Genomic DNA, 12,086 nt, shown 5'->3' on the forward strand with positions numbered 1-12,086 from the left:
TTTTTGTTTTCAGATTTATGTCTTTGCAAGAACCTGTGAGGTTCCGTCATTGAATGTTGCTGTCAGAACAACTGATGAATCGCCTTTGGCAAACGGAGTTGGAAGCTGAGCACCTACAGTTGTATTTTCAGCACCTGTAAATACAATGTCGCTGGTAGCAGTACCGTTTGATGCGGTCAGAGAGCTAATTGATCCAAGATCACTTCCTGAAAATATAACAAATACTACATTACCTGCTGAATCTGATGATACCTGAACTCTTACATCCTTCTGTGCACCGCTTTCAAGATCGCCGGCAAGGCCAAACACGAACACTGCAATAACTGCTGCGAGAATGACAGTAATTGCGACCATGAGGATCACACCAATAACAGGTGAGACAGCCTCTTCTTCTTTTGTAAACCTCATCTTAATTCACCTCATCTATCACCGGCAACCCGGCAACAAAAGGTCTTTTAACAATACTACATCATCCTCATTTATTTAAATATATTTTGAGTTCATTTCGTTTCTGAAAAAATACACCTGCACTTTGCAACAAAAGAAATAATATTTCATAGAGAGGTATAACATGAAATGAATCTGTATCTCCAAACATGATTTAAAATTGAAAATAATTTTAAAAAAATATATTTATGGATTTTTTAACTCTACTTTAAAATATTCACCTATATCGGAAATATCTGCTCCGGGTGCAATCCGGGTAATAAACCCGCGGATATAGGAAGCACTTATTTCGGTATTAACATCCATACATGAAATTATCTGCCTGATCTCCTTTTTAAGAATAAAAGAATGGGAACCATCCTCCTCAACAGACTTATAGTCAATTCCTGAAACAATCAGCATCCCTTCAAAGAGATCCAGAAGTTCCATACGCTGCTGCATCCTCTCTACGATCTTTTCAGCATCACTCTGCCCTATCCCATAGGATATTTCAGAGACCTTCTTCATAATTTCAGGACTTGCGTCTGTAAGTAAGCCTTTGAGAATTTCGCCTGATCTGTCATCCGGCTTCCAGTTACGCGATAATTTCATCAGTTGCCAGTCACGCGCAAAGGAACGGGTATCCGCCATCTTTCTACTCCTTTAATATGGAATAAATGATCACAATGATGCCGATAATCACAAGAAGCCTGGAAAACAACTCAGACCAGAATATCCAAAACAAATCTGAAGTGAATATTGATGTGAGATCAGTCAGAACAATTCCTACAACAAGAACAAAAAGACCGTAAATCAATAGAAGAAGACTTTCCTCTTTTACGTGTCTGTAAGCATCATAAAGGTACACAATCAGGGCAGCTCCAAGGCCAAGCGTAATAATCGCAATAACAGACAATACCTGATTCATCAAAATCGGATCAATTTCCATGTAAATCATACTCCTCTATATTCCAGAATTGTTCTTTTACTTTTTTCACAGTAAGTATCGGTTTTATTTCTCTGACACCGGGCAGTTCACTCAAAGGTATAAGGATATCACTTTTAAGTTCGCCTATTTCATGAACTCTGACTTTTGCCAGAAAATCACTTGGCTCAAGTGTTTCATAGACCTCAAGCATATGGTCCATTCTCAACAGGAAGTGTTCAACTTCGGGTTTTTCCATAGGATCTACTGTAATTGAGAGAAAAACGATAATTGAATGTTTAAAGTATTCCGGATTTACCACAATTGTAAAACGCTGGATTATACCACTTGATTTAAGTTTTTCAATTCGCTTAAACACAGTAGACGGCGCAATGTTTAATTTTTTGCCAAGATCGGCCATGGATGTTCTTCCATCTTTGGCAAGTTCATTCAGGATTGCATTATCAACTTTATCCAACATTAATACCAGTTTCTTTAAATCTAATTTTTTGAGATATAATGCTTATTATTTTCAGGGTAATGCAAATTTACCAGTCAGGATTAATACTGTAATGGTTATTATTTGATAATATTGCATATTTTATCGATTTATTTACAAATTCCTTGGCATAAAGGCATGAATCTCTGACACTATAATTTTTCGCAAGACCTCCTGTAATGGCAGCGGAAAGGCAACACCCGGAACCATGAACATCAAAAGACATACGTTTAGCGCAGAAGATTTCATGAGAACCGGGGGTTATCAGCATGTCCTTTGAAAACTCTCCTTTCTGGTGTCCGCCTTTGATTAAGACTGATTTGACTCCAAAATCAAGGATTTTTCTTCCGCATCTGATAATGTCAGAATCATCACGGATTGATTTTACCCCCGCAAGTACACATGCCTCGGGAATATTGGGAGTAACAATGGCTGCTTTTGGGAGAAGTCTTTCTATCATGACATCCACTGCCTCTTCTTCAATCAGTCTTTTTCCACTTGTGGCAATCATTACCGGGTCTATTACCAGAGGAATATCCCTAGGAAGTGCATCAGATACAGTTCGAATTGTGGACGCATCAGGAAGCATCCCTGTTTTGATGGCAGATACCTCAAATCCCTCCATTACCGCTTCAATCTGTTTCCTTATAATTTCAGGGGGTACTGTAAACGATTCTTTTACCTCTATTGGATTTTGTGCAGTCACAGCAGTAATTACCGTGCACCCCCATATTCCAAGTGCTGAAAATGTTTTTAAGTCGGCCTGTATTCCCGCACCTCCGCCGGAATCAGAACCGGCAATTGTGCAGGCAAATGGTATGTGCGCCTCTTTCATCTGAATGAAGTTATTGATTTAGATCATGTTGAATTTTGTTTGTCATTTCAACTGATTTTTAGTATATGCCATAAAAGAATTAGTATGGATGTTGAAGAGTTCGCACGAAAAGGACTTTTGAAAGGTGCGGCTGAAGATACGATAGTCAATAATCTTAAAGAAAAAATTATTGAAATAAAATCATGCCCTGAAGAATATGCAGCAGAATTTGCTAAAGCCATATTAAGCGAAGTAAAGAATTCATCAGGTCATGAAGGCGATTTTTTTACGTATAAAAAAGCAGGCGTTTCCATGGGCGAATTTGGAGTCGGGTCCAGAGGCGCAGGGGATTTTTTTGCTCACAGGCAGTTTCCGAGAATCATCGGGAAGAGCAGCGCCAATGTGGGTGTTGACGAAATGGACGACGGAGGAGTCGTCAAAGCCAATGGTCAGTACATTATTACGACAGTTGACGGAATGCACTCGCGCCTTTCCGACTTCCCGTTCCTTGCAGGTTTTCATGTAACAAGGGCAACACTAAGGGATGCCTATGTAATGGGCGCAAAGCCGGTTGCACTTTTTTCAGACATACATGTTGCAGATGACGGCGATGTGGCAAAAATATTTGATTATACTGCCGGCATTTCAGTTGTAAGTGAAATGATGGACGTCCCGCTGGTGTCGGGCTCCACACTTCGAATCGGCGGTGACATGGTACTTGGAGAGCGTCTTACAGGATGTGTGGGAACTGTTGGTGTTGCAAACCACCTTACAAAAAGATCTGCCACAAAACCAGGAGATGTTCTTTTAATGACAGAAGGTGCAGGCGGAGGAACAATTGCAACAGCTGCAATATATTCCGGATACCCACGGGTTGTTGAAAAGACGATCAATCTTTCATTCCTAAAGGCCTGTGAAGCTCTCCTTTCAAGTGAAATTCTGGATAAAATTCATTCAATGACTGATGTTACAAACGGAGGTCTTAGAGGTGACGTTTATGAGATGGCTGAAACTGCAGGATGCAGAATTGTAATTGAAGAAGACAACCTCAGAAGCCTTGTTGAACAAGAAGTCCTCAGAATGCTTGACGCACTTGAGATAGATTATCTTGGAGTCTCACTTGACGCTCTTTTGGTTGTTGCACCACCCGAATATGCAGAGAGGATAATTGAAGTCGTGGCATCAACAGGAGTTACAATGAAAAAGGTTGGTTATGTGACAGAAGGTCCTTCAGACTCCAAACTTCTTGTAAACGGCGAACTTCAGGACTTCCTCCCACGTTTCAGAGAGGCTGCATACACCCCTGTCAAAAAGATCGTTGATAAAAGCCAGCGGGATTTTGATGAGATGAAAGAACTTGTTAAAAACGCGGCTGATGAAGCAATTAGTAAAAAACAGAGAGTTTTAGAAACACTCAAAAAGAAATATTAAAATAAAATTTATTTTTCTGGTTTTTTTCCGGAAACACAGAGATTAAATGCCAGATAAGGTACTTTCTCTTCAACAAAGGGTTCTACTTTTTTTGCAATTGAATACAAAGACGGCTTTAAATCAACATGTGCAAAAGATATACGCTCAACTTTTACATCTTCAAAACCGGCTTTTTCAAAAAGCTCCCTTATTTCATCTTCCCTGTAATAATGCTCCTTGAAAGTTCCGACTCCGACACGCTTTATCTTTAATTTTTCACCGATCCTGTAAGCCACAGGAACCATTTTGGTAAACATGTTATGCCCGAGGGTGCATACTGACAATGCACCTCCGGGTTTGAGCAGCCGGTATGACTCATCTAACATTGAATTTGGATTTTGAAGATATGAAAATGCAAGAATGCTTGAAATACAGTCAAAAACACCGTCACAAAACGGCAAAACCTCGGCATTGCCTGAGAATACATCAGAACCGTCACGTCCATGTGCTTTTATAATCATTCCGCGACTTATGTCAAGCCCAAATGCCTCACCGCCCGAACTTACATATCTGTGCATAAAAAGTCCTGTTCCACATCCCAGATCAAGAAGTTTTCCTCTCTTTGGAAGGTTTTCCATCACTTTACTGCAAATGTGTCCGTAGTATATTTTTCCCTGTTTTTGATCATACTGGCTGTCGTATACAGCTGCTACCTGATCGTAATGTGTTGCTACTTTAGTCAGTTGAAAACCTCCTTTATAACGCGTGCCAATAATGCATTAACCTGTATAAACTCATTTCCTGCGTGGCACAGATTATGATCTGCGTCCGATAATGCCACCGCAATTCTTTTGTCATTATATTCTCTTTTTGCCGCTTTGGAAATCTCTAAAACAACGTCGGTTCCTGAAAGGCCATATTCAGTCATCAGCATCTCTGCAATTTCCTTTGACCTTTTCAAATCACCTTTCATGAGATATGAAAATAAAGAGGAAGATATTGCAGAAGTTTCAGAACCTGTAATTTCCGAAAAATCAACATCCCCCCCTTTTGTTACCATTACCTGAAGATAAATCAGAGCTTTTCTGCAATCACCACGGGAAAGCTGGGCAATAATCTCCAGATCATCGTCAGAAACCGTACCTGGAAGAACTCCTTCTTTTCTAAGAACATTCTGCATAACAGAAATTATTTCCTCGGCTTCAAGGGGAGAAAAGAAAAGCGGCAGACATCTTGAGGCGATAGCAGGTATAATCGAAGTCTGCTGCTTTGCAATGAACACAAAACGGCAGGTCTGACTGTATCTTTCCATAATACGCCTCAAAGCAGCCTGGGCATCAAAGGGCAGACTTGAAGCTTCTTCAAACACCACAATCTTGAAATCCGCATCAAGGGGTTTCATTGAGGCGTACCATTTTACAATATGCTTGAAATTTGTAATCAGACTTTCATCTTTCATATATAAATGAGAAAAACGATCCTCATTTTCAAGCCATGACTTTCCCTGCCTGAAAAGAACACCGGAAGGGATAATGCTCAGATTTTCATCCAGGTAACCCCCATAAAGATCACCTGCCATGGATTCAAGAGCCACACTTTTTCCGGTACCATGAGGACCGAAAATAAGAAGATGGGGTACATTTTTTTCGGATGCAAATTTTTGCATATGCCTGAGTACTTCACCCTGCCCGCAGATTTCCTCAAATTTTACAGGTCTGTATTTTTCAATCCATAGCATTCGATAAATTCTCCTGAATGGCTTCGATGGCACCTTTCAGAATCTCTTTGTTATTGAGATTTTCAATGAGTAATTTTTGTTCCTCATCACCTAAATCTCTGCATGCTGCTGTAATGTTTGGAAGTGCACGTGTAAGTTCATCTGTGATAGTCAGTGTGGCAGTCTGTGCAGTCCTTGAAAGAGGATTTAGATCAATTGTAATGACTTTTTTCCCCATATTTACCAGCGCTTCGCACCTGTCACCATCTTCAAGGGGAACAAGAATTACATCACTTTTGTATATGCCCTCACGCAGACAAAGCGCCCTGTCATGGGAAAGATCCAGGAGTTTCTCAGCCCTGCCCGACAATACACTAACTCCTGCATCTTCGAGAATTTTTGTTATTTTTACAATTCTCTCTTCAGTCCGGTGAAAAAGATTTACCTCAACAACCGCTCCTGTTGCTTTTTGAAGTTCTGCAATCTCGGCTGCTGCTAAAACAGCAGTATTGCCGTTAACGGAAATTACAGGAAATGATGCGTCCAGGAACAATGCGGCAGCTGTTTTTTCCGCAAGTAACGCACTTTCAATCGTTTTCTCCCCGATAAGATAGTCAAATGCCTCTCCTCTCCCATGAGAGCCTACCCCTTCCATTGCAACAACTCCGTCCCAGGCAGACTCCGCAATTTTTTCTCTTTTTACAAGTGACGCATAGCGCGGATGATCTTTTGGAATCATATTAATCGTTTCTCCTTGTTTCAAACCCGTATTTTGACATATTTAAATTATATACTTCACCAAAACCCGCAAGGATTCTTTCTGCATTCTTACCATAAGCAAAAACTCCCTCTCCGAGCATTGTCATACTTGCAGGAATATTATTTTGATCGCACTTTAAAAGAACACTTCTTATTCTTTCTGATATAAGACCTGAATTCTCTGCAAATTCTCGCGAGATTTCAAAGAATTCAGCAGGTGTTTTAGGGCAGACCTCCCTGAATGCGGATGATATTTTTTCCATGGCTTTTGGATTGCCAAGAATACTCTCTGTCGGGAGCGGCCCAAAACTTATGACAGATATGGAATCATTCATATCATAATTCCGAATTATATCTCCCATAATGCCTGGTTTTTGCCTGCAGATGTAACCTCCGCCGGTAAGCGCTGCCACATCACCAAGACCTGAATTAAATTTAATTTCTGATTCATGTGCAATTTTGGCAATCCCTGCATTGTCAAGACCAAGATCAAACAGACTGTTTGCAGCACTCAGAGATGACAGAAGTGAAGCGGCACTCAGACCAAAACCGGAACCTGCCGGAAGTCTGGTGGTTGTAATTACTTCTGCCAAAATCCCCAGTTTTTCAAAAGCATATTCGATAGGAGGAGAACCTGAGAAAAGTGATGATATACTTCCGTCAGCTTCTTTTTTTAATGCCTGAACAGACATTGCATCAGACTCCCTCACCTCTGATGTAACGCCCTTATTTACAACTATTCCTCCGCCGACACTCCCTTTTACACCATTTTTTGGATCTGCCCGCTTAAACCATCCTGAAATATGGCCGGGACAAAAAGCTACAGCAGTTCTTCCCATATCGCTGCCGCAACCTCCTCTTTATCACCGGAAATTTCACGGGACCATCCTTTTTTTAGAATAGTATAATTTCCGGTAGCCCCTCCCATTGAATCAGGGGTGTTGACAAGCACCATGTCAACACCGGAATCTATCATATTCAGCGCTTTTTGTGATTCATCCCATCCGAGTTTGAAAGCGACTGTTTTCACATCATATTTTGAAAGGACTTCACTGATTAATTTTGGAAGTTTCAAAAGTCCAAGAGATATTTCAGCTCCGCTTGGTATTTTGCCTTCATAGTATTCAGGTTTATAATCGGATATTGCGGCAGAACTGATGTAATAATCATAATCCCTGCCTGAAAGCAGATCATGAACTGCTTTTCTCATATCATCGGCAGATTCGGCATAAACATTTTCAACAAACGGAATCTCATCTCCATTGTGGATTATTGTAACATCTGCCCCAAGACGATAGCCAAAAAGAGCAATTTCACGGCCCATCCTGCCGCTTGCACGTGTGGTCATAACTCTCACATCGTCAATTCTCTCCCTGCATGCACCGCCGGTTATGAGAACTTTTTTCCCTTCAAGGGGTCTTCCCATAACAGACCTTTCAACTGTCAGAATAATCTCTTGTGATGATGCTATTTTTGCCTTATTTTCAGATATATTCGGATCTGAAAAGACAATCCCCCAGGACTTCAATTTTTCAATGCTGTCTGTAACTGCCGGATGCCTGTACATGCTCTCATGCATTGCAGGCACTATTACAACAGGCATTCCTCTTCCGATGGCAGTCGTTGCAAATGTCGTAACCGGGGTATCATCTATTCCGGCTGCAATTTTACAGATGGTATTTGCAGTTGCAGGTGCAATTAAAAGAATATCTGCACATCCGCCGATTCCGCAGTATTTGACATGCTCAATCATGCCAGAAATTTTTGTAATAGTCTCTCTGTCACATGCGTAAGTTACTGAATCAGGATGAATTATCCCGCATGCCGCATCACTCATGACCCCCTGTACAATAGCACCTTTTCTCCTGAGGGAACGGGCGAGTTTTATATCTTCCACTGCGGCAATACTCCCCGTAATCCCAAGAACAACCACTTTTTCTTTTAATGTCAGCACTTTAGCATTCATGATAAAACCACATCCGAGACTATATGCCACCTGCCGGGCGCATATTTCTTGACTTTGTTTATTTTAATATCCGCATTAAATCCAAAAGTTTCCGCCTGTCTGATAATTTCTTCAGACACAGGGTTTATGCTGTGAACGTGAAGAACTCCACCGGAATTCATATGCGAAAGAATGTCTGGAAGCATATTGGGAGAATCAAAATGACCCATTACAGCTCTGTCGTATTCACCCTTTAAGAGTTTTCTGCAGTCACCCTGTTCTGCCAGGATAAACTCTTCCAGGTTGTTTGCAGAGACATTTTTTTTTAAAAAATAATATGAATCAGGATTGATTTCCATTGAATGAATATATGCTCCCGACTTAGCAAAGGGAATTGTAAAATAGCCGATTCCGGCAAACATGTCAGCAACTCTTTCGCCGGGTCTGACAATTTTTGCCATCCTCTTTTTTTCCTCGCGGTTCCCTTTTGAAAACATGACTTTCACCGGGTCAATCCAGAATTTGCAACCTATCTCTTTGTGACAGACTTCTTTGGATTCACCATAAAGCAATTCTGATTTTGGAATCCGCTTTATCCCGTCATAACCGTAAATTAATACAACCCCTCGTGGATGTACCCAGTTTATGAGGCTTTTGAGTTCCTCTTCTGAAGGTAATTCGCCATGAATTAATGCAATATCCCCGATCATCTGGTATTTGATACCGCAATAGCGGCTTCTCTCCTCAATATTTGTATCAGCATCAAACCCGTTTTTTACCGGAATATATGCATTGCCGGAGCTAACAAAAGGACGCCTGGAGTGATCCACCCACTCTTCCTTCATTGCATCTTTCAGATTTAAAACAGGGACTGATCTGACACGCATAAAATTTTACCCTACAAAAATAATTCTCTCTTTTTCATAATCCCTTAAAAAGCGGACTTCCTGACCTTCATGAATCTCAAGCCACGGGTATATGATGCACTCAAGATTTTCGTATGTTTTGGGATCCATAATTCCTGCCACATCACCTTCAATATAATTTACAAATGCGGATTCCGAATCACTTACATTTCCAATAAGTCTTCCGTCATCATTTTCTTTGTAAACCTTCCCTGCTCCCTCTTTTAGATCAAATACCCAGAGCTGATTGGAATCATACCCTCTTACTTCGTAATAGTGGTCTCTGTTTTCAAAAACATCTCCTTTACGATAACGTGGAAGACGAACAAGATATGTAATCCGGTAAACAGGCCTGCCCTTCTTTTCACCGATAAGTTTTGGATGCCTTGTTACTTTACCGCCAAGCTGTTTTTTGATCTCCCTTGTGATGAAATCACCAATGCTGTGACTTGAAATAACAATATCAACACCGTCTTTTGTCTCTTCTGATTTTGTCACAAACGACAGACGTTCCCCTACTTCCTGAAGTTCATCTTCACACTTCTGTGAAATCTGAATTGCTCTTTCCTTTTCAAAATCATCAGGTTTTCTGCCATCTGCACGCAGCTGAATAGTACCGGAATAATAACTGCCTGCAAGTCTGCTGCATCTGTCACACTGCTCTTTTGACCAGACGATTAAAACCCTGCAGGTTGATTCCACAGGAACCCCGTAAATTTCTCCATTTACTTTTACTCCAACCGAGGTTCTGTTAGGGCTTGGATCATGGTACTTATAACTGACTTCAACATCCATAACATCCTCATGAAGATGTACGGCATCCATTGAAAGATTGAAGATAAGCTCTTCTCTTTCAAGATGGGAATCCGTCCATGTATTTCCATGCCTCAAAGAACCGCATGTAGGGCAGTGAACGCACTGCACTCTCTCGTCACATATAATCCAGTCTACTGATTCTGCTTTGCAATTGTTGCAAAGCCCTTCCTCTGAAGGCCCACCGCATTTAGGGCAGATGTTTTGTTTGATATCCATAATATTCACAATATAATAATTATTCAAACCACGTTGTGATCTGTTATTCTAACGATTGCGAAAACAAGGGCTTCCGCACAATTTTTGATAATTAAACGTACGGAAAAGTCCGTGTTCTCCCAAGATTCCTTCTTATATTATCTGTGCGTGAGGAATGCCGCCAATTGAAATACACATATCTCTTTCGACAAAACCCAGTTTTATCGCTGCCTCAATTACTTTTTCTCCGATTAAATTGGCACTGCAGTCTTTTGACAATGCCTCCCTTAATTTATCTTCCGGAAATTCCTCCGTCCCGTAAAATTTGTCAGATATGAATATCTCAATGTCTCCGTCACAAATAGTGGTGTTTAAAAGATCACTGTCACATGCAGCGACGATATCTCTGCTTCCGGAGACATGGTGGATTTTCAGGTACATTGCATATAATATTTGTTGTCACTAATAAAATTGATGCCGGATATTTCAATTTTTTTAGAGATTAATCTCTACACCATAGACTTTTTCAGGAGTATCCTTATGAATTCTAAAGGCGTCCTCTTCTGAAATCAGATTGTTTTCAAGCATCTTTCGTGTGAAGCGTGGAACCGACTTTGGCCCGATAACAGATCCGGGGCGCTGATTATCATCCATGTAATCGCTTTCCATTGTAAAACTCCTTTTTTCAGAGGCCATATCAGGAATTGATTCATGTTTTGCAAGCATTGAAGGAGTAAGGGGCGTTTTTGGACTTGCAAAATGTTTTACTACCCTGAATACAGGAGTGCCTGCTTTTTTGGCCATATCCACAACATCAGAACATGGGCCCGTTTCAGCATGTATCTGAAGCGCACAATCCTCTTCACCTGCAAGAGTCAGTGCATGAAAAAGTATTCTGTTTGATGACTCAAGGACCAAATCTTCAACAGGATAATGCGGACGCCCGCTTTTAATTGCAACGGCTCTTTTTTCCCTCACATAACCAGCTGCAAGGCTTAAACCGTCACACATGATCTTTTCAGCCTCATTTAAAGTCATAAACTGATTTAACTTTGTTAACTCTGCCGGATGAACACCAAGGATGGGATAAACAACAACTCCGGTTTCCCGGATTTTTTCAGCAGTTTCAAGAGTTATATCAAATACCTTCCTGTAATCCTCTCCGGATTTAGGGATTATTCCAAAAGACCATGCAGGTTTTGAAACCAGAAAGATGTGTGTTCCACCCGAACGGTGAAAATCTTTTGCAGCTTCTATTCCCCTTCCGTTAATCAGGTCTATATGTATGTGGTCATCTGTGACTGGAACATTTTTTAAAATCATCTAATCTCAAGAATTTTCATCATAGGATATTCATTTTCAAGCTGAAGTTGTGCAATACATGTTGCATTTCCAACCTTTGTGGTGATCTTAACATCAAACATTTTTCCTGCAAGTTCGCTGTATCCAAAGGAATTGAGTGTCATGAGTTCAGTGTTTATGCTTACTTTTATTTCCTCAACAAAAGGCTGAAGACCAACTGCATTTTCAATGGCTTTTTCTACAGAAGATGCTGTTTCAGGAGATATGGGTGTACCGACCCACTGATGATATAGTGCACCGAGTTTGATTCCTGCTTCAAAAGCAGCCTGTGTTTTCTTGTCCATGTCTAAAAATATTAGACCTGATAAATAAT

The 12,086-nt window shown here is 40.7% G+C and carries 16 protein-coding genes; 1 reads left to right on the forward strand and 15 read right to left on the reverse strand.

Features of this window, described 5'->3' with window-relative positions; genetic code table 11:
• Positions 1-15: 15 nt before the first annotated feature.
• The 5 genes from F1737_RS06145 to thiD form a co-directional block, all read right to left on the reverse strand.
• Positions 16-408: a type IV pilin N-terminal domain-containing protein gene (locus F1737_RS06145; protein ID WP_317135726.1), complete on the reverse strand. Its 393-nt coding sequence runs from the start codon at positions 406-408 to the stop codon at positions 16-18.
• Positions 409-633: 225 nt separating this feature from the next.
• The gene (locus tag F1737_RS06150) at positions 634-1,077 is read right to left on the reverse strand and encodes a hypothetical protein (RefSeq protein WP_317135727.1); all 444 of its coding nucleotides are present in this window, start codon (positions 1,075-1,077) and stop codon (positions 634-636) included.
• A gap of 4 nt (positions 1,078-1,081) precedes the next feature.
• A complete protein-coding gene (locus tag F1737_RS06155) occupies positions 1,082-1,375 on the reverse strand; it encodes a DUF7521 family protein (protein ID WP_317135728.1) in 294 nt (97 codons plus the stop codon).
• Positions 1,365-1,832: an Lrp/AsnC family transcriptional regulator gene (locus tag F1737_RS06160; protein WP_317135729.1), complete on the reverse strand. Its 468-nt coding sequence runs from the start codon at positions 1,830-1,832 to the stop codon at positions 1,365-1,367. The genes F1737_RS06155 and F1737_RS06160 overlap by 11 nt, the downstream gene beginning before the upstream one ends.
• Before the next feature lie 67 nt (positions 1,833-1,899).
• On the reverse strand, positions 1,900-2,685 hold the full coding sequence (thiD, locus tag F1737_RS06165) for a bifunctional hydroxymethylpyrimidine kinase/phosphomethylpyrimidine kinase (protein ID WP_317135730.1): 786 nt from the start codon (positions 2,683-2,685) through the stop codon (positions 1,900-1,902).
• Positions 2,686-2,769: 84 nt separating this feature from the next.
• Here thiD and F1737_RS06170 point away from each other — a divergent pair, with 84 nt between their 5' ends.
• Positions 2,770-4,095 carry an AIR synthase-related protein gene (locus F1737_RS06170; RefSeq protein ID WP_317135731.1) on the forward strand — a complete coding sequence of 442 codons (1,326 nt, stop codon included), beginning with the start codon at positions 2,770-2,772 and terminating at the stop codon, positions 4,093-4,095.
• 8 nt (positions 4,096-4,103) lie between these two features.
• Here F1737_RS06170 and F1737_RS06175 read toward each other — a convergent pair whose 3' ends face one another.
• The 10 genes from F1737_RS06175 to F1737_RS06220 all read right to left on the reverse strand — a co-directional run bounded on the left by F1737_RS06175 (position 4,104) and on the right by F1737_RS06220 (position 12,057).
• Positions 4,104-4,850 (reverse strand): class I SAM-dependent methyltransferase, encoded by a 747-nt coding sequence (locus F1737_RS06175; RefSeq protein WP_317137871.1) that lies wholly within the window; start codon positions 4,848-4,850, stop codon positions 4,104-4,106.
• Positions 4,814-5,812, reverse strand: coding sequence for a replication factor C small subunit (locus F1737_RS06180; protein WP_317135732.1), 999 nt, complete (start codon positions 5,810-5,812; stop codon positions 4,814-4,816). Before F1737_RS06180 ends, F1737_RS06175 begins: the two co-directional genes overlap by 37 nt.
• Positions 5,799-6,530, reverse strand: coding sequence for a 4-phosphopantoate--beta-alanine ligase (locus F1737_RS06185; protein WP_317135733.1), 732 nt, complete (start codon positions 6,528-6,530; stop codon positions 5,799-5,801). Before F1737_RS06185 ends, F1737_RS06180 begins: the two co-directional genes overlap by 14 nt.
• A gap of 1 nt (position 6,531) precedes the next feature.
• A complete protein-coding gene (locus F1737_RS06190) occupies positions 6,532-7,389 on the reverse strand; it encodes a pantoate kinase (RefSeq protein ID WP_317135734.1) in 858 nt (285 codons plus the stop codon).
• A complete protein-coding gene (coaBC, locus tag F1737_RS06195) occupies positions 7,371-8,516 on the reverse strand; it encodes a bifunctional phosphopantothenoylcysteine decarboxylase/phosphopantothenate--cysteine ligase CoaBC (RefSeq protein WP_317135735.1) in 1,146 nt (381 codons plus the stop codon). The genes F1737_RS06190 and coaBC overlap by 19 nt, the downstream gene beginning before the upstream one ends.
• A complete protein-coding gene (locus F1737_RS06200; RefSeq protein ID WP_317135736.1) occupies positions 8,513-9,382 on the reverse strand; it encodes a class I SAM-dependent methyltransferase in 870 nt (289 codons plus the stop codon). The genes coaBC and F1737_RS06200 overlap by 4 nt, the downstream gene beginning before the upstream one ends.
• A gap of 6 nt (positions 9,383-9,388) precedes the next feature.
• Entirely contained in the window at positions 9,389-10,432 is a 1,044-nt protein-coding gene (locus F1737_RS06205) for a 60S ribosomal export protein NMD3 (protein ID WP_317135737.1), read from the reverse strand.
• Between the two features lie 132 nt (positions 10,433-10,564).
• Positions 10,565-10,852, reverse strand: a complete 288-nt coding sequence (locus F1737_RS06210) for a DUF424 domain-containing protein (protein ID WP_317135738.1) — start codon at positions 10,850-10,852, stop codon at positions 10,565-10,567.
• 54 nt (positions 10,853-10,906) lie between these two features.
• Positions 10,907-11,734 carry a TatD family hydrolase gene (locus F1737_RS06215; protein ID WP_317135739.1) on the reverse strand — a complete coding sequence of 276 codons (828 nt, stop codon included), beginning with the start codon at positions 11,732-11,734 and terminating at the stop codon, positions 10,907-10,909.
• Positions 11,731-12,057, reverse strand: coding sequence for a dihydroneopterin aldolase family protein (locus F1737_RS06220; RefSeq protein ID WP_317135740.1), 327 nt, complete (start codon positions 12,055-12,057; stop codon positions 11,731-11,733). Before F1737_RS06220 ends, F1737_RS06215 begins: the two co-directional genes overlap by 4 nt.
• Between the last annotated feature and the right edge of the window lie 29 nt (positions 12,058-12,086).

This window comes from Methanoplanus sp. FWC-SCC4, from assembly GCF_032878975.1.
Lineage (GTDB): Archaea > Halobacteriota > Methanomicrobia > Methanomicrobiales > Methanomicrobiaceae > Methanochimaera > Methanochimaera problematica.